The following is a 16574-nucleotide window of genomic DNA, read 5'->3' as shown; positions in this document are numbered from 1 at the left end:
GGAACCGGGGTTCGGTCACCCCTCCTGGGACAGGTCGCCCGTACGGGCGCAAGGGCTGTCGCTTTCGGTGTCCAGCGCGGCCAGCAGGGTGTGGAGGGTCTCCCGGAGTTCGGCCACCTGCTCGCGGGAGAGCGGGTCGAAGAGCCGGCGCCGCACCTCGGTGACATGCCCGGGTGCGGCGGCGGCCAGGACGTCGAAGCCGGCGTCGGTCAGCTCGGCGACCGTCGTGCGGCGATCGCCCGTGTGCTTGGCCCGCCGGACCCAGCCGGCCTCCTCCAGCCGGTTGACCGCGTGGGAGAGGCGGCTGGCGGAGGAGTGCACGATCGCGGCCAGCTCGGTCATGGTCAGTGACCGGCCCGGCGCCTCCGACAGCATCGCCAGGATCATGTAGTAGGCGTGCGGGATGCCCGAATCGCGGTAGAGCTGGCGGTCCAGCGCCTCGTTGAGCAGGCGCGAGGTCCACAGGAAGGCGCGCCAGGTCTGCTGCTCATCGGCGTCGAGCCACCGCGTCTCGGTCATGCCCCCAGCCTAATCCAAACACTTGAACCCTCAAGACTTGAAGATTCAATATCTTGCCTCTAAGGTGATACTTGAACGCTCAAATGACCGCCCCAGGGGGACGACATGGCCAGGATGCCCGCGCTCTACCTCAGCCACGGCGCTCCGCCGCTGGCCGACGACCCGGTGTGGACCGGCCAGCTCTCCCGCTGGTCGGCCCGGCTGCCCCGGCCGAAGGCGATCCTCATGGTGTCGGCGCACTGGGAAGAGGCGCCGCTGACCATCGGCGCGACCCGGACGGTCCCGCTGGTGTACGACTTCTGGGGCTTCCCGCAGCACTACTACGACGTCCGCTACGAGGCCCCCGGCGCGCCCGAACTGGCCGCGGACGTGCACAAGCTGCTGCCGGACGTCCACCAGGAGGAGCAGCGCGGCCTCGACCACGGCGCGTACGTGCCACTGGTGGAGATGTATCCGGACGCCGACATTCCAGTACTATAGATGTCGATGCCGACCCTCGATCCCGCACGGCTCTTCGAGGTGGGACGCAGCCTGGCGCCACTGCGCGACCAGGGCGTGCTCATCGTCGGCAGCGGATTCACCACGCACAACCTGCGGGAGATGGGCTCTGGTCCGGACGCCCCGCCGCCCGCCTGGTCCGCCGAGTTCGACGCATGGACGGACCGCGCGGTCGCCTCTGGCGACGTCGACTCGCTGCTCGATTTCCGTGTGAAGGCCCCTGCGGCGCGCATCGCGCATCCCCGCACAGAGCACTTCGCCCCGTTGTTCGTCACGCTCGGCGCTGACGCCGACGCCCCCGCCGGCCGCAGCACCGTCATCGACGGCTACTGGTTCGGTTTGGCCAAGCGCTCGTTCCAGTTCGGCTGAGACCGGCCGCCCGCCGCCCGCCGCCCGCCGACCACCGTGCGCCGACCACCGTGCGCCCTCGGCTCCGCCCAGGCCCACTCGCAGCTCGGCCCCGGCCCCTGCCGGATCCGCCCCGCCATCCCGGCCCCCGCCGGGTCCAACCCCCGCTCAGATCGGTTCTCAGGCTCCTCCGGCGGCTCAGCCGATCTCGGCGAAACCGGTGCGCCAGGACGGGACCCGCGGCTTCCAGCCGAGGCTCAGCGCCTTGGCGTTGGACGCCGGACGGCTCGTGGCGGCGGCGTGCCGTGCCGCCGGGCCCGGCGACGGAGCACCCAGCGCCGCGCTGTAGAGCGGCAGCCACTCGGCCGTGGTCGCCGGCTCGTTGTCGACGATGTTGACCGCCCCCGCGGGCCAGTCGAGCGCCGCGAGCGCGGCGGCGGCAGCGTCGTCGACGTGGACGAACGACGTCCAGGAAGGGCTCGGGCGCAGGCTCCCCGCGCGCACCCGCTCGGCCATGGCGCCGTCCTTCGCGTACCAGGTGTCGGGTCCGTACAGCGCCCCGTACCGCAGCACCACCCCGCGCGGCATCTCGGCGACCGCCTCCTCCAGCCCGGCCACGCCCGCGTACGGGAGCAGCGACGGGTCGAGCGGGTCGGACTCCACCGCGGGCGTGTCGCCCGGGAGGTACACCCACGCGATGCTCTGGGCGATCATCGTCTCGACGCCCGCCGCCTTCGCGGCGTCGACGAGGTTGCGGGTGCCCGCGATGCGCAGCCGCGAGTTGGCGTTGAAATCCTCCCCGGTGAGGTCGGTGAGCTGGTGGATCACGACGTCCGGCCGCTCGGTCCCGACCGCCGCGCGGACGGCGTCCGCGTCGAGCACGTCCACCACGACCGGCGTGGCGTGCTGTTCACTGACGGATCGGGCGCGGTCGGCGTGTCGGGTCGTCCCGGCGACCTCGTGGCCCGCCTGGACGAGCAACGGGATCAGCCGGCGGCCGACAACGCCGGTCGCGCCGGCGACGAGAATCTTCAAGGGGGTACCTCCACGACTTTCACGCCATTGTGGTCGTCTCGACGGCAGGATAGGCAAGGACTCTCGCCAGGTCACGCCCGGCCAGGGGAGTCGGTGCCCCTTCGCGGCGGCCGAAACGACGGCGGACGATGCTCTGCTCTGTTTCAGCCGATTCGTTCGATGGGCAGCCGGACCTCGAAGAGCGCGCCGCCCTCCGGGGTCTCGCCCGACACGAGCGTACCGCCGTGGGCGCGTACCAGGTCACGTGCAATGGCGAGTCCCAGTCCCGCGCCGCCCTCATCCCGGCTCCGGGCGTCGTCGAGACGGACGAACCGCTCGAAGATCCGTTCCCTGTCGGCCGCCGGGACGCCCGGCCCGTCGTCGGTGACCCGCACCACCGCCTGCCCGTTCTCCTGCGCCAGCGTGATCCGGACGACAGTGGCGGCGTGTCGCTGCGCGTTGTCGAGCAGGTTGCCCAGAACGCGGGACAGCCGCCCGCGGCTGCCCACGACACGCGGGGAGGCCGCGACGTCGGTCTCGACCGGCACTCGCGCGCCCGCGCGTCGGTCCGCCTCCTCGCGGACCAGCTCGGCCAGGGAGACCGGCTCCCCGGCCAGCGGCCGGTCCCCCGCGTCAAGGCGGGCCAGGAGCAGCAGGTCGGCGGCCAGATGCTGGAGGCGGACGACGTCGTCGACCAGCCCGTCCAGATCCAGCAGCTCCGGGTGCGCGGCGGCCACCTCCAACTGCGTGCGCAGCGACGCGATGGGGCTGCGCAGCTCGTGCGAGGCGTCCGCGACGAACCCGCGCTGCCGCGCCACAGAGCGTTCCAGCGCGGACAGGGTGGCGTTGGTGGTGGCCGCCAGATGGGCGACCTCGTCCCGGGTCCTCGGTTCCGGCACGCGGCGGGCCAGGTCGCCGGCGGCGGTGATCTCGGCCAGCTCCGTCCGGATCGCCGCCACGGGACGCAGCGCGCGCCGGGTGACCAGCCATGTCACGCCGGCGACCACGGCCAGCAGGAGGGGGAGCCCGATGAGCATCGCCCTGGTGACCGTGCCGACCGCCGCGTGCGCCGACTCCAGGTCGGCGCCCGCGTACACGGTCACCGTCTCGCCCGCGGGGGTGGTGACCCGCAGGGCCGCGAAGCGGTACTCCCCAGTGCGGCCGTCCACGGTCGCCGTCCCCGTCGAGTAGCCGGGATGGGAGGAGATCTCGCCGCGCCCGGGGGCGTCGCCGTCCCGGTCGTCGCCGTCGTCGTCGGAGGTCGTCGACGGCGACGGTGCGGACCGTACGGCGCCGCTCCCCGTTCCGCTGATCGCCTTGAGGTCTTCACTGGCCGCCCGGAGCCGCCCGCCGGACCCGATCACCTGCACCGGATGGTCCTCGTCATCGGGCAGGTCGAGCGCGCTGTACGGCGTGCCGGACGCGAGCTGCCCGGCGACCTCGCGGGCGGCCACCTCGGCCCGCAGGTCCGCCTGCTCGCCGAGGTTGGCGCGGAGCAGGAGCACGACCGCCAGCCCGGCCACGACCAGCGCGATCGCCACGACCACGGTGGCGCCCACCGTCGTCCGGGCCCGTACGGAGCCGAACCACCTGTTCATCGGCCACCCGGCCCGGCGCGACCGTCCGGGCCGCGGTCCGGGCGCTCGTCCGTGCCGCCGTCCGCGGCGAGGCGGTAGCCGAGTCCCCGCACCGTGCCGATCGACTTGCGGCCGAACGGCGCGTCCAGCTTCCGGCGCAGGGCGCTGACGTACACCTCGACGATGTTGGGATCGCCCTCGTAGGCGAAGTCCCACACGTGCTCGATGATCTGCGTCTTGGAGACCACCAGGCCCGCGTTCACGGCGAGCTGCTCCAGGACGGCGAACTCCTTGGCGGTCAGCTCGACCTCGACGTCGCCGCGCAGGACCTTCCGGGCCCCGGGGTCGATGGTGAGGTCGCCGAGCACGATCGCCGGCGCGCCCCCACGGGTGCGGCGACGCAGCAGGGCGCGGACGCGGGCCAGCAGCACCATGTAGGAGAACGGCTTCGTCAGGTAGTCGTCGGCCCCGGTGTCGAGGCCCTCGGCCTCGTCGTACTCGCCGTCCTTGGCGGTGAGCATCAGGATCGGCGTGTCGTCGCCCCGGGCCCGCAGCTCCGCGCAGACCCGGTAGCCGTTCAGGCCGGGCAGCATGATGTCGAGCAGGATCAGGTCGTAGTCGTGGACCACGGCATGGTCGAGGCCGGTGACCCCGTCGTGGACGACGTCCACCGCGAATCCCTCGGCCATGAGGCCCCTGGCCAGGGACAATGCCAGGCGTCGCTCGTCCTCCACGATCAGCAGGCGCATGCCCCCAGGCTGTCAGACGACCCTGAAGCGGTCTTCAGGTCGCTTCAGGATCGCTACAGGATCTCCGCCCAGTGTGGTTCTCGGACGGGCCACCAGGGTCCGCCGAACAGGAGGTAGCGATGAAGCCCGGACTCTCGAAGGTGCTGTCCAAGCGCGGACTGCTGGTTTCGGTGGTCGCCGCCGGTGTGGTGGCGGGCGGAGGCGCCGCGGCGTTCGCGGCGGGCCCGAACGGCGACGGGGACAAGGACGCCCCGGCCAAGGCCAGCGTCACCGCGGTGCAGGCCGCGGACGCCGTGCAGAAGGCGGCGCCGGGCGTGATCGAGGAGCTGGAACTGGACGACGAGAAGGGCCGCACCGTCTGGGAGGCCGACGTCCTGACGGCCGACGGCACCTGGCGCGAGGTGACCCTCGACGCCAATGACGGCAAGGTGATCAGCAACGAGGTGCCCCGCCCGGACAAGGGCGACGAGAAGAGCGACGGCAAGGGCGCCGAGAAGGGCGACGCCAAGTCCGACGACGGCGATGCCAAGGAGGCGGCGGCGGAGGCCGAGGCGCTCAAGGCCGCCAAGACCACCGCGGCGCAGGCGGCGGGCCTGGCTCTGGAGAAGACCCCGGGCACCGTCACCTCCGTCGAGTTCGACGACGGCTCCTGGGAGGTCGAGGTGGTCCAGAACGGCGCCGAGCACGAGCTGAAGCTCGACCCGGCCAGCGGGAAGGTCCTCGCCGACTCCGTCGACGAGGACTGAGCCCGGCGCTCTCACCGCGCGCCGCGGATGACCACGCGAAGGGGGTCGGCCGAACTCGGCCGGCCCCCGTCGTGGTGTTCGGCCATGAACCGGCGGACCCGTCTCTCCCCGCAGCCTCCACGATGAGTCCGACCCACGGTACGGTCCTTCTCTTCGGTGCGGGAGGGTACGGCATGGAGATCACTCTGGTTCGCGGGGACATCACCGAGGAGCGGGTGGACGCGGTGGTGAACGCCGCCAACTCCTCGCTGCTGGGCGGTGGCGGCGTCGACGGCGCCATCCACCGCAAGGGCGGCCCGGCGATCCTCGACGACTGCCGCAGGCTGCGCGCGTCCCACTACGGCGGCGGGCTGCCGGTCGGCCAGGCGGTCGCGACCACGGGAGGGGCGCTGCCCGCCCGGTGGGTCATCCACACCGTCGGCCCGGTCCACTCCACCACCGAGGACCGCTCCGGCCTGCTGGCCTCGTGCTACCGGGAGTCACTCCGGGTCGCGGACGAGCTCGGCATCACCTCCATCGCGTTCCCCGCGGTGTCGGCCGGGATCTACGGCTGGCCCGTCGACGACGCCGCCCGGATCGCGGTCCGGACCGTCCGCTCGACCACCAGCAAGATCACCGAGGTGCGCTTCGTCCTGTTCACCGAGGACGCCTACACCGCCTTCGAGCACGCCGTCTCGGCCTGAGCCCCGGTCAGTCCTTGCGGGGCTTGGCGGGCGGGACCACCAGGGTGGGGCGGTGCACATGGTGGAGGACGCGGGTGGAGACGCTGCCGAGGATGACCGAGCGGGCGCCGGCGAGGCCGCGGGAGCCGGTGACCAGGAGGGACACGTCCAGCTCTTCGGCGGCGTCGACGATGGTGGCCCACACCGGGCCGTTGGTGCGGACGGCGCGGGGCGTGACGTCGGCCAGCCCGGCGGCGGCGGCCAGCTCGGCGCCCTGCTTGGCGAGGGCCACCGCCTGCTGCTCCTCGGCGAACTGGTCGCCGCCCTGCTCGGCGGTGACGGGGGCCGCGGCGATCAGCGGGGCCCAGGCGAGCTGGGAGATCAGCGGCTCCCAGACGGTGAGGACCACGACGGGTTCGGGCTTGATGTGCCGTCCGGCGTACTCGATGGCGGAACGGGCGTCATCGGATCCGTCGTAGGCGATAAGAACTGTCATGGGTGTGACCTGTCCAGCTCGCCCGGAGACGAACCTGATCAGGGAGAACAGTGGTCAAGCTCTCATGGCGGCGCGGCCCGTGCCCGGCGGGCCGGCGAACGCCTGGGCCACCTCCAGCCAGCGGGCCGCGTCCGGTCCGGTGGCGGTCACCGACAGGTCGCCGGGGTGCCTGCGGCGGGTGACCAGCAGGCAGAAGTCCAGGGCCGGCGCGGTCACCGACTGCTCGGCGTCCGGCGGGCCCCAGGTCCACGCGTCGCCGGACGGGGCGGTCAGTGCGACGCGGAACTCGGCGGTGGGCGGCGTCAGCCCGCGGTTGTGGAACGCGAAGTCGCGGGCCCGCACGCCGATGTGGGCCACGTGCCGGAGCCGGTGGGTGGGTTCGCGGTGGACGTCGAGCGTGTCGGCGATGTCCTGTCCGTGCGCCCAGGTCTCCATGAGCCGCGCGGTGGCCATGGACGCGGCGCTCATCGGCGGCCCGAACCAGGGGAGCCGGGTCCCCGCGGGCACGGCGGCGAGCGCCCCGGCGATCCGGGCGCGGCCGGAGCGCCAGCGGTCCAGGAGCCTCGCCGGCTCCTCGGCGGCGCCCTCCGCGGCCCCCCGATCGACGTAGCCGGGCTCGAGCGCGCCGGCCAGGATCCCGGCGAACGCCGCGGAGTCGGTGGCCGCCACGGTCGACTGCCGGTCCGTCCACGCGAGGTGGGCGATCTGGTGGGCGATCGTCCACCCTTCGGCCGGGGTCGGCGCGGCCCAGCGCACGGCGGGGAGCGGCGCCACGAGCGCGTCCAGGGACTCGCCCTCGGCCGTCAGGTCCGCGAGCAGGCTGTTCAGGTCGGGCATGGGGGCAGGATCTCCCGTTCACGAGGGGCGCGTACAGACCTGAGCCGAATCTAGTTCGGCTCGGACGGGGCGTGGGACAGGGCGCGCGCGGCGGCGTAGTCGGGTTTCCCGTTGGGCAGCCGGAGGCCGTCGGCGGTGCGCAGGAAGGTCTTGGGGATCTTGTAGCGGGCCAGCCGGGCGGCGCAGCCGGCGCGCAGCTCCTCGTCGGACGGGCCGGGGTCGGATGGTCCGGGGGTGGACGGGTCGGGGGCGGCGGTGCGGAGCACGGCGACGATCTCGGTGCCCCAGCGCTCGCTCGGGCGGCCGACCACGAGCGCGTCGGCGATGCCAGGGAGGTCCCGCAGCACCGTCTCGACCTCTTCGGCGAACACCTTCTCGCCGCCGGTGTTGATGGTGGTCGCCTCCCGGCCGTGCACCTCGATGGTGCCGTCGGCCAGCAGCCGGGCGCGGTCGCCCGCGACGACCAGGCGCTCGCCGTCGACGGTGCGGAAGGTGTCGGCGGTCCGGCCGGGGTCGCCGAGGTAGCCGAGCGGGATCGAGCCGGCCTTGGCCAGCCAGCCCAGTTCGTCCTCGCCCGGGGCGAGCCGGCGGGCGCGGTCGGCGCTGAGCACGGCCGCGCCCGCCGCCGGGGCGTAGGAGCCGGGGAGCGGCCCGCGCGCGGCGGGCGCCTGGCGGAGGACCTGGAAGCCGGTCTCGGAGGAGCCGAGCACATCGGTGATCCGGACGTGGGGGAGGAGGTCGTTCAGCCGCCGCTGCACGTCCGGGCTGATGCCGGCGGCCGAGTTGACCATGCTGCGCAGGGCGCCCAGGTCGTGCGGGACGGCCTCCAGCCGTTCGAGGAGCGGGCGGGCGAACGCGTCGCCGACCAGGGGGATCCGGGTCACGCGTTCGCGTTCGGCGGTGGCCAGGAGGTCTGCGGCGTCGAGGCCGTCGACCCGGTCCGGGAAGACCACGCAGGCGCCGCCGCACCAGCCGCCGAGGGCCGACCACGTCCCGGCGCCGTGCATCAGCGGGGGCCCGACCAGGACCTTGTGGCGGGCCCCGGCGGCGGCCTTCTCGACCACTTCGCGCAGGGAGCCGAAGGGGGTGCCGTCGCGGCGGCGCAGCCCGAGCGGGCCGAGCACCAGGTCGCCGATGCGCCACAGCACGCCCTTGGGCAGGCCGGTGGTGCCGCCGGTGTAGAGGATGTGCAGGTCGCCGGCGTCCGGCCGGACGGCGTCGAGGGGGGCGGCGGACGCCGTGGCGAGCGCGGCCTCGTAGTCCAGCGCGCCCGGCAGCAGGGCGGCGCCGGACTCGTCGGCCACCTGGAGCAGCAGCGGCCGGTCGAGCGCCGGTGCCACCCGTCCGATCGTGGCGGCGAAGCGCGCGTGGTAGACGATCGCGCGGGGCCGGGCGTCCGCGAAGAGGTGGGCGAGCTCGCCGTCGACGTAGCGGTAGTTGACGTTGAACGGGGCCATCCGGGCCTTGTGGGCGCCGAGCAGGCCCTCCAGGTACTCGGGCCCGTTGTGCAGGTAGAGGGCCAGGTGGTCGTGCGGCGACTCCCAGGGCGCGGCGGTCTCGGCGCGCCGGCCGAGCCCGTGGCCGTGCAGGAGGTGCGCGAGCCGCCTGCTGCGCTCGGTGACCTGCCGCCATGTCAGCCTGCGGTCCCGCCAGACCACGCACTCCCGGTCGGGGATCTCGGCCGCGATGGCCTCGTGCAGGGTCGCCAGGTCGAATCGCGGCATCGGCGCTCCTTCGGGGGGACGGGACCTCGGGAGCACCGTAACCAATTACTTATCGCAGGGTCCGCCCGGCCTCCCGGGCGGTGCGCGGCGCCTGCCGCGGGGCGGGACAATGGCGGGGTGGCCCGGACGCAGAAGCCCCAAGGGGCGGTGACCCGCGGTACCACCGCACCCAACCGGCTGCGCAGGGTCGACCGCTGGATCGCCGCCACCCAGACCGGGCCGCTGCGCGCCGTGGAACGGCCGCTCGCCGTCGATCTCGGGTACGGGGCGTCGCCCGTGACCACGGTCGAGCTGTACCGGCGGCTGCGGCCCGTCTCGCCGGGGCTGGAGGTCGTCGGCATCGAGATCGAGCCCGAACGGGTGGCGGCCGGGCTGGCCTACCTCGAGGCGGCCGGGCCCCTGGAGGGGCTGTCGTTCCGGCGGGGCGGGTTCGAGCTTCCGGTGGACCGTCCGCCGGTGCTGGTCAGGGCGTTCAACGTGCTCCGCCAGTACGGCGAGGACGAGGCCTGGCGGGCGTGGGACGGGCTGTGCTCGCGGATCGACCCCGGCGGGGTCCTGGTCGAGGGCACCTGCGACGAGATCGGGCGCCGCGCCGTGTGGGTCACCCTCGGCGCCGCCCGCGCGGCCCACTCCGCGGGCACCCGCGCGGCGGCGGGCCGGTGCGAACCCAGGACGATCACGTTCGCGGCCCGGCTCGGATCGCTCGGGCAGCCGTCCGACCTGGCCGAACGGCTGCCCAAGACGCTGATCCACCGCAACGTGCCGGGCGAGCGGGTGCACGGGCTGCTGGCCGACTTCGACCGGTGCTGGGCGGTCGCCGCGCCGCAGTCGGCGTTCGGCCCGCGGGCGCGGTGGATCGAGGCGGTGTCGCTGCTGGCCCGGACCTACCCGGTGCTCACCCGTCCTCCGTACGGCGGGCGGTCCCGCTGGCGGCTGGGCGAGGTGACGCTGGCGTGGGATGCGGTCGATCCGCGACGACCGTGATCTTGCCGCGCTCGCCGTCCACCCGGACGTGGTCGCCGGTGCGCAGCAGCATGGTGGCGTCGCCGCAGCCGACGACCGCCGGGACGCCCAGCTCGCGGGCGACGATCGCGGCGTGCGAGAGCGGCGCGCCGACGTCGGTCACGAGGGCGGCGGCGCGGGGGAACAGCGGCGTCCAGCCGATGTTGGTCACCGCCGTCACCAGGATCTCGCCGGGACGCAGCCGGTCGCCGTCCTCGGGCGAGGACAGCACCCGCACGACGCCCTCCACGATCCCCGGCGCGCCCGGGAAGCCGGTGACGACCGCGCCCTCGTCGCCCTCCTCCCACTCCCGGACGGGGGTCGCGCCCGTGGTGGGCCGGGCGGCGTCGTAGTAGTCGGTGCGGCGATCGGGGTCCCTGGCCCAGGCGAACGGGTCGAACGGGCCGCGGATCAGCGCCGGGTAGGGGGGCAGCGTCCGGTAGCGCTCGTACGTCCGGCGCCGTACCGGGATCTTCCGCAGCGGGCGGTCGTCCTCGCCGAGCACGCCGAGGATCTCGTCGCCGGTCAGGAAGAACAGCCCGTCGCCCTGCTCGGTCAGCGCACCGGCGCGCAGCACGAACGCGCGCAGCACCCAGAAGACGCGGACGACCTCCGAGCGGGCGGCCTCGCGGTCGTGGACGGCCTGCGCGTACCGCCCGACCCGGCGGCGCATGGCGGCCACCTGGCGCGGGTGGTGCGCCTCGAACCGGCGCCAGGCGGCGCGGCTCGCGGCCTGCTGCCGTTCGACGAGCTCAGCGGCCTCGAGGCCGTCGTCGCGCGCGGACATGAGCTGCCGGGCCGCCCAGCGCGGGTCCTCGGCCGGACGGGGCATCGACACCTCGAACTCGTGCGGCCCGCGGTGCCCCCAGTCCCGCGTGTAGGCGCGCTCGTCGATCTCGCCGCGGGCGAGCTGGGCGAGGCCGGTCACGGGGCCGAGGCCGGCCGCCCGGTGGCTCGGGTGCCGCAGCCCGGTGAGCATGGCGGCGGCGTCGTGCTCGCCGACGAGCCGCTCCAGCCGGCGGCGCACACCGACGAGGTCGGCGCCGCCCTGCCGTCCGGCGGCCTCCAGCATGTGGCACGCCTCGACGAACAGGGGCAGGATCCCCTCCCGCCACAGGTGCAGCAGGTCCCTGGGGTCGGACGCGTCGGCGATCCGCTCGTGGAGGGCGAGGCAGCGGCCCGGGGCCGCATCGAGGAATCCGGGCAGCCGCCTCTGGTTCCTGCGGGCCCGGAGCTGCACGGCGGCCATCCTGGGCACCAGCTCGCGGATCACCCGTCCCCTCGAGATCGGTACGAGCGGGATCCGGACCCCCGGCGGCAGCTTCCCGAAGACCTCTTCCAGGCCGTCGAGCCTCGCCCTGGTGCCGAACGCGGTGGCGAGCGTGGTGGCCATGCTGAGGTTCATGTAGAACCGGCCGCCGATGTTGCCGTAGGCGCGGTGCCCGGGGAGGGAAGCCGACTCCATCGCCCCGTGCATGAACATCTCGACCAGCGACCAGGTGCAGGGCGTCATCACGTCCGGGACGGCCTCGCCGAGGTCGCTGTTCGTCCACAGGTAGTCGTGGCCGATGCTGTCGTTCCACACCTCGGTGCGCGTGTCGGGGGCGAGCGGGCCGAGGCCGCTGATCGGACGGGTCTGGAGGACGCAGGGGCGCTGCTCGTGCCGGGCCCACTCCACTTCCATCGGCCGCCCGTACAGCTCCTCGATCTGGACGCCGAGCCGGGCGAGCTCCGCCGCGGCCTCCGGGGTCAGGACGCGCCGGTCCCGCCACCCGGACGGCACCGGCTCGTCCCGGACGCCGTGCGCGGTCAGCACCGACATCGTCGACTTGGCCGCGATCCGCTGCCCGATGACCTTGCCGGACGCCTTGTCCAGCACCACCGCGTCCGAGGTGACCCGGCCGCCGGTCACGGCGTCGCCGAGCCCCCAGGCCGCGTTGATCACGAGCTGGTCGGCGGCGCCGCTCACCGGCGCGACCGTGTACATCAGCCCGGCGGAGTCGGCCGGGACCATCGCCTGCACCGTCACCGCGATGGACGCCTCCGCGTGGTCGACGCCGTTGTCGGCGCGGTAGGCGATGGCGCGCGCCGACCACAGCGAGGCCCAGCACTCGCGGACCGCGTCCAGCACCGCCGCCTCGCCCCGCACGCCGAGGAGGGTGCCGAACTGCCCGGCCGACGACTCGTCCGCCAGGTCCTCGTCCGGCGCCGACGACCGCACCGCGACGGGCTGGTCGCGGTCGCCGAGCCCCGCGTAGGACCACCGGATCGGCCCCGCGACGTGCACGGACGGGTCGTGCCGGGCGAACAGCGCGCCGATCCGCCGCGACGCCTCCGCGGAGGTCTCGGGCCGATCCGGATCGACGCCCGCGACGGCCGCGAGGATCTCCTCGCGCAGCCCCGCGTGCTCGACGAAGTTGCGGTACGCCTCCGTGGTGACGTGGAACCCCGCCGGAACCGGCAGGCCCGCGCGCGCGAGCCGCGCCAGCGAGGCGCCCTTCCCGCCCACCCTGGCGAGACCGGCCTCCGGTGCGTCCAGATTCAGCACGAAAGCCTGCTGGCGGCTCCCGATCATGTCGTTGCTCCGTCCCCCCGAGCGGATCGCCGAGGCCGTTCCCCTCGGTGAACTCCCTGCTCAGGGGGATACCCGATCGGAGCGCCGCTGACCGTACAACGGCATTTCGGACACGGAGTGTGCCCGGAAGGTCACTCGCGGTGCAGCTTGTGCGGTGCGGCCTGGACGCGCGGCTGGACGTCGATCCGGTCGATGTTGACGTGCGGCGGCCGGGTCACCGCCCAGGCGACGCAGTCGGCGATGTCGTCGGCGACGAGCGGCTCGGGGACGCCCTGGTAGGGCCGCTCGGCCTTCTCCGCGTCCCCCTTGAACCGGACGAGGGAGAACTCCTCGGTCTTCACCAGGCCCGGCGCGATCTCGGTGATCCGCACCGGCTCGGCCACCAGTTCCAGCCGCATGACCTCGTTCACCGCGTACGCGGCGTGCTTGGCCGCGTTGTAGCCGGCGCCGCCCTCGTACGGGTCGTGCGCGGCCAGCGAGGTGATGTTGACCACATGGCCGGCGCCGCCGGCGATCAGCTTGGGCAGCAGGGCCTTGGTCACCCGCAGCAGCCCCAGCACGTTGGTGTCGTACATCGCCTGCCAGTCGGCCGGATCGGCGTCGGCGACGGCCTCCAGGCCCACCGCGCCGCCCGCGTTGTTGACCAGCACATGGCACCCGTCGACCGCCGCGGCCAGGGCGTCCACCGATTCCTGCGAGGTCACGTCCAGGGTGACCGGGACCATCCGGCCCGCCCCCGGGACGTCCCGGGCGATCTCCTCCGCGAGCTCGTCCAGCCGGTCCCGCCGCCGCGCCGCGAGCACCACATGGAACCCCTCGGCCGCCAGCCGCCTGGCCGTCGCGGCTCCGATGCCGCTGCTCGCGCCCGTCACTACAGCCGTCTTCCGCATGCGGCCAGCCTTCCAGGCGGGCGCCCGCGGGCCCAGGCCGCCCCCGCCGCCCGCATGCCCCGAGGGTCGTCCTCCAGGCGTCCGGCGGGGTGCCCGGGGGGCGGGAACACCGAACGTCATGGATAGGTTGCACTACCGGAGGTGGTGTCCCGTGCCACGTCGTATCAGCCGGGTTGCGACGATCAGTGTTCACACGTCCCCCCTTGATCAACCGGGAACGGGCGACGCGGGCGGGATGAACGTCTACATCGTCGAGGTGGCCAGGCGGCTGGCGGCACGCGGGATCGAGGTCGACATCTTCACCCGCGCCACCTCGCGCGCCCTCCCGCCCGTGGTCGAGCTCGCCCCCGGCGTGCTGGTGCGCAACGTCGTCGCCGGGCCGTTCGAGGAGCTCGACAAGTCCGAGCTGCCCCGCCAGCTCTGCGGATTCACCTCCGGGGTGCTGCGTGCCGAGGCGTCCTACGACCCTGGCCATTACGACCTTCTGCACACCCATTACTGGCTTTCCGGGCAGGCGGGCTGGGCCGCCAAGCAGCGCTGGGGCGTCCCGCTCGTCCACTCCATGCACACGATGGCCAAGGTCAAGAACGCCGCGCTGGCGGGCGGCGACAAGCCCGAGCCGCGGGAACGCGTCCTCGGCGAGGAGCAGGTCGTCCGGTCCGCCGACCAGATCGTCGCCAACACCGGCAAGGAGGCGCGCGAGCTGATCGACCTCTACGACGCCGACCCCGGACGGGTCGCGACCGTCAGCCCCGGCGTCGACCTCGGGCTGTTCCACCCCGAACCGCCGCGGCTCGCCCTGGGCGCGGACCCCCTCCCGCACCGCGTCGGCTCGGCGCGGCACCGCCTCGGGCTGCCGAGCGACGCGTACGTGCTGCTGTTCGTCGGCCGGATCCAGCCGCTGAAGGCCCCCGACGTCCTGCTCCGCGCCGCCGCCCGCATGCTCGCGGACGACCCGTCGCTGCGCGCCAAGCTGGTCGTCGCCGTGGTCGGCGGGCCGAGCGGCAGCGGCCGGTGCCGTCCCGAGGGGCTCCAGGCGCTGGCCGCCGAACTCGGCATCGCCGACGTCGTCCGGTTCGAGCCGCCGAGCCCCCAGCCCGTCCTGGCCGACTGGTACCGGGCCGCCGACGTCACCGTCGTCCCCTCGCACAACGAGTCGTTCGGCCTCGTCGCCGTCGAGTCGCAGGCGTGCGGCACCCCCGTCGTCGCCGCCGCCGTCGGCGGGCTCTGCACCGCCGTGGACGACGGCCGGTCCGGGACGCTGATCCACGGCCACGACCCCGACGACTACGCCGCCGTCCTGCGCCGCCTCCACGCCGAACCCGCGCTGCGCGCCAGGCTGGCCCGCGGCGCCGTCCGCCACGCCCAGGGCCTCGGGTGGGATGCGACGGTCGATCGCCTGCTGGAGGTGTATACCGGAGCCATGGACCAGCTCCGGGCACCCCGCCGCCAGCCGCCCGTCCTCACCGCGGAGGTGCCCGCGTGACCGCCGCCACCCAGGCCGAACTGGCCGGGATCATCGAGGAGACCCTCAAGGACGCCGGCCTGGAGTACGACGTCCCGCGCGAGCACGCCTTCTTCGTGAAGCTGCCCGGCCGGCACAAGCTCGCCACCATGACCTGGCTGATCGTCGGCGACCACAGCCTGCACGTCGAGGCGTTCTTCTGCCGCCGCCCCGACGAGAACCACGCCGACTTCTACCGGTTCCTGCTGGAGCGCAACGGCCGCATGTACGGGGTCGCCTTCACCCTCGACGAGATCGGCGACGTCCACCTGGTCGGCAGGGTCCCGCTCGCCTCGATCAGCCCCGACGAGATCGACCGGCTGCTCGGTTGCGTGCTGACCTACTCCGACGAGAACTTCGACAAGGCCCTCGAACGCGGCTTCAAGTCCTCCATCCAGCGCGAGTGGGACTGGCGGGTCAAGCGCGGCGAGAGCCTGGCCAACCTCCAGGCGTTCGCCTCGTTCGCCGACCCCGCCAACCGTTCCTGACCGGCCACCACTCCGGTCCGGATACGCGGCCGATAGGCTCTGCTCCCATGGCGACCCTGGTATTGCTCCGGCATGGCGAAAGCGTGTGGAACGCGGAAGGGCTGTTCACCGGCTGGGTGGACGTCGACCTTTCGGCGAAAGGCGAGAGCGAGGCCACCAAGGGCGGTGACCTGCTGCTCGACGCGGACATCACCCCCGACGTGCTGCACACCTCGCTGCTGAAGCGCGCCGTCCGAACCGCCAACATCGCGCTGGACGTGGCCGACCTGCTGTGGATCCCGGTCCAGCGCTCGTGGCGGCTCAACGAGCGCCACTACGGCGCGCTCCAGGGCAAGAACAAGGCGCAGACCCGCGACGAGTTCGGCGAAGAGCAGTTCACGACCTGGCGCCGCTCCTACGACACCCCGCCGCCGCCGATCAAGGACGACGACCCGCTGTCGCAGGTCAACGACATGCGCTACGCGGGTCTGCCGTCCGAGCTGATCCCGCGCACCGAGTGCCTCGCCGACGTGGTCGACCGGCTGCTGCCCTACTGGTACGACGCGATCGTCCCCGACCTGGCCGCCGGCAAGACCGTCCTGGTCGCCGCGCACGGCAACTCCCTGCGCGCCATGGTCAAGCACCTCGACGACGTCTCCGACTCGGCGATCACCGGCCTCAACATCCCCACCGGCATCCCGCTGGTGTACGAGCTCGACGACGACTTCGCCCCGCTCAAGCGCGGCGGCGAGTACCTCGACCCGGCCGCGGCCAAGGCCGCCATCGAGGCCGTCAAGAACCAGGGCGCCGCCCCGGCCAAGCCCGCCGCCGCGCCGTCCGGCAAGTCCGCCAAGCAGCCCCGCGGCTCCCGCCGCAAGTAACCCCACGCAGGAGCCCCGGCCGCCAGACGGCGGCCGGGGCTCCCGGCGCGACATGGCCGTGACGGTGGACTCACAGGCGATAGTG

15 protein-coding genes and 1 pseudogene are annotated in these 16574 nt (G+C 73.8%); 7 read left to right on the top strand and 9 right to left on the bottom strand.

All coding sequences use genetic code 11. From position 1 onward, the window contains the following. Nucleotides 1-15: 15 nt before the first annotated feature. Nucleotides 16-519, bottom strand: coding sequence for a MarR family winged helix-turn-helix transcriptional regulator (locus tag QP090_RS11440; RefSeq protein ID WP_285938720.1), 504 nt, complete (start codon nucleotides 517-519; stop codon nucleotides 16-18). A gap of 105 nt (nucleotides 520-624) precedes the next feature. Between QP090_RS11440 and QP090_RS11435 the strand changes: the two are divergent. Further along, a pseudogene (locus tag QP090_RS11435) lies at nucleotides 625-1386 on the top strand (dioxygenase family protein). Nucleotides 1387-1563: 177 nt separating this feature from the next. Here QP090_RS11435 and QP090_RS11430 read toward each other — a convergent pair. The 3 genes from QP090_RS11430 to QP090_RS11420 form a co-directional block, all read right to left on the bottom strand. Next, nucleotides 1564-2400: an NAD-dependent epimerase/dehydratase family protein gene (locus tag QP090_RS11430; RefSeq protein WP_285938719.1), complete on the bottom strand. Its 837-nt coding sequence runs from the start codon at nucleotides 2398-2400 to the stop codon at nucleotides 1564-1566. 143 nt (nucleotides 2401-2543) lie between these two features. Continuing rightward, entirely contained in the window at nucleotides 2544-3977 is a 1434-nt protein-coding gene (locus tag QP090_RS11425; protein ID WP_285938718.1) for a sensor histidine kinase, read from the bottom strand. Beyond that, nucleotides 3974-4705, bottom strand: a complete 732-nt coding sequence (locus QP090_RS11420) for a response regulator transcription factor (protein ID WP_285938717.1) — start codon at nucleotides 4703-4705, stop codon at nucleotides 3974-3976. Before QP090_RS11420 ends, QP090_RS11425 begins: the two co-directional genes overlap by 4 nt. A 119-nt stretch (nucleotides 4706-4824) precedes the next feature. Between QP090_RS11420 and QP090_RS11415 the strand changes: the two genes are divergently transcribed. Both QP090_RS11415 and QP090_RS11410 read left to right on the top strand, forming a co-directional pair. Beyond that, complete coding sequence (locus QP090_RS11415; RefSeq protein ID WP_285938716.1) at nucleotides 4825-5451, top strand: PepSY domain-containing protein; 627 nt, start codon at nucleotides 4825-4827, stop codon at nucleotides 5449-5451. A 173-nt stretch (nucleotides 5452-5624) separates the two neighbouring features. Further along, complete coding sequence (locus QP090_RS11410; RefSeq protein WP_285938715.1) at nucleotides 5625-6134, top strand: O-acetyl-ADP-ribose deacetylase; 510 nt, start codon at nucleotides 5625-5627, stop codon at nucleotides 6132-6134. Between the two features lie 7 nt (nucleotides 6135-6141). Here the strand turns inward: QP090_RS11410 and QP090_RS11405 are convergent, their stop codons facing one another. Genes QP090_RS11405 through QP090_RS11395 form a run of 3 tightly spaced genes read right to left on the bottom strand, consistent with a single transcriptional unit; the run spans nucleotide 6142 to nucleotide 9170 of the window. Beyond that, the gene (locus QP090_RS11405) at nucleotides 6142-6609 is read right to left on the bottom strand and encodes a universal stress protein (RefSeq protein ID WP_285938714.1); all 468 of its coding nucleotides are present in this window, start codon (nucleotides 6607-6609) and stop codon (nucleotides 6142-6144) included. 54 nt (nucleotides 6610-6663) lie between these two features. Next, complete coding sequence (locus QP090_RS11400) at nucleotides 6664-7446, bottom strand: TIGR03084 family metal-binding protein (protein WP_285938713.1); 783 nt, start codon at nucleotides 7444-7446, stop codon at nucleotides 6664-6666. Nucleotides 7447-7496: 50 nt separating this feature from the next. Continuing rightward, nucleotides 7497-9170, bottom strand: coding sequence for an AMP-binding protein (locus QP090_RS11395; protein WP_285938712.1), 1674 nt, complete (start codon nucleotides 9168-9170; stop codon nucleotides 7497-7499). A 117-nt stretch (nucleotides 9171-9287) separates the two neighbouring features. Between QP090_RS11395 and QP090_RS11390 the strand changes: the two genes are divergently transcribed. Continuing rightward, nucleotides 9288-10154 carry a class I SAM-dependent methyltransferase gene (locus tag QP090_RS11390; RefSeq protein WP_285938711.1) on the top strand — a complete coding sequence of 289 codons (867 nt, stop codon included), beginning with the start codon at nucleotides 9288-9290 and terminating at the stop codon, nucleotides 10152-10154. Here the strand turns inward: QP090_RS11390 and QP090_RS11385 are convergent. After that, entirely contained in the window at nucleotides 10066-12747 is a 2682-nt protein-coding gene (locus tag QP090_RS11385) for a PEP/pyruvate-binding domain-containing protein (protein ID WP_285938710.1), read from the bottom strand. The genes QP090_RS11390 and QP090_RS11385 overlap by 89 nt on opposite strands. A gap of 131 nt (nucleotides 12748-12878) precedes the next feature. Then, a complete protein-coding gene (locus QP090_RS11380; RefSeq protein ID WP_285938709.1) occupies nucleotides 12879-13637 on the bottom strand; it encodes an SDR family NAD(P)-dependent oxidoreductase in 759 nt (252 codons plus the stop codon). A gap of 118 nt (nucleotides 13638-13755) precedes the next feature. Here QP090_RS11380 and mshA point away from each other — a divergent pair, with 118 nt between their 5' ends. Genes mshA through QP090_RS11365 form a run of 3 tightly spaced genes read left to right on the top strand, consistent with a single transcriptional unit; the run spans nucleotide 13756 to nucleotide 16489 of the window. Then, nucleotides 13756-15123 carry a D-inositol-3-phosphate glycosyltransferase gene (gene mshA / locus QP090_RS11375; protein ID WP_285938708.1) on the top strand — a complete coding sequence of 456 codons (1368 nt, stop codon included), beginning with the start codon at nucleotides 13756-13758 and terminating at the stop codon, nucleotides 15121-15123. Continuing rightward, entirely contained in the window at nucleotides 15120-15629 is a 510-nt protein-coding gene (locus QP090_RS11370; protein WP_285938707.1) for a type III secretion system chaperone family protein, read from the top strand. The genes mshA and QP090_RS11370 overlap by 4 nt, the downstream gene beginning before the upstream one ends. 47 nt (nucleotides 15630-15676) lie before the next feature. Next, on the top strand, nucleotides 15677-16489 hold the full coding sequence (locus tag QP090_RS11365; protein ID WP_285938706.1) for a phosphoglyceromutase: 813 nt from the start codon (nucleotides 15677-15679) through the stop codon (nucleotides 16487-16489). Nucleotides 16490-16574 lie beyond the last annotated feature (85 nt).

It is taken from the genome of Actinomadura xylanilytica, from assembly GCF_030283145.1.
Taxonomy (GTDB): Bacteria; Actinomycetota; Actinomycetes; order Streptosporangiales; family Streptosporangiaceae; genus Spirillospora; species Spirillospora xylanilytica.
This window is presented reverse-complemented; position numbering and strand designations above follow the sequence as displayed.

Coding starts and splice junctions, on each gene's coding strand:
- QP090_RS11440 (WP_285938720.1), bottom strand. CDS start 519: ATGACCGAGACGCGGTGGCTCGACGCCGATGAGCAGCAGACCTGGCGC.
- QP090_RS11425 (WP_285938718.1), bottom strand. CDS start 3,977: ATGAACAGGTGGTTCGGCTCCGTACGGGCCCGGACGACGGTGGGCGCC.
- QP090_RS11420 (WP_285938717.1), bottom strand. CDS start 4,705: ATGCGCCTGCTGATCGTGGAGGACGAGCGACGCCTGGCATTGTCCCTG.
- QP090_RS11415 (WP_285938716.1), top strand. CDS start 4,825: ATGAAGCCCGGACTCTCGAAGGTGCTGTCCAAGCGCGGACTGCTGGTT.
- QP090_RS11410 (WP_285938715.1), top strand. CDS start 5,625: ATGGAGATCACTCTGGTTCGCGGGGACATCACCGAGGAGCGGGTGGAC.
- QP090_RS11405 (WP_285938714.1), bottom strand. CDS start 6,609: ATGACAGTTCTTATCGCCTACGACGGATCCGATGACGCCCGTTCCGCC.
- QP090_RS11400 (WP_285938713.1), bottom strand. CDS start 7,446: ATGCCCGACCTGAACAGCCTGCTCGCGGACCTGACGGCCGAGGGCGAG.
- QP090_RS11395 (WP_285938712.1), bottom strand. CDS start 9,170: ATGCCGCGATTCGACCTGGCGACCCTGCACGAGGCCATCGCGGCCGAG.
- QP090_RS11385 (WP_285938710.1), bottom strand. CDS start 12,747: ATGATCGGGAGCCGCCAGCAGGCTTTCGTGCTGAATCTGGACGCACCG.
- QP090_RS11380 (WP_285938709.1), bottom strand. CDS start 13,637: ATGCGGAAGACGGCTGTAGTGACGGGCGCGAGCAGCGGCATCGGAGCC.
- mshA (WP_285938708.1), top strand. CDS start 13,756: ATGGATAGGTTGCACTACCGGAGGTGGTGTCCCGTGCCACGTCGTATC.
- QP090_RS11365 (WP_285938706.1), top strand. CDS start 15,677: ATGGCGACCCTGGTATTGCTCCGGCATGGCGAAAGCGTGTGGAACGCG.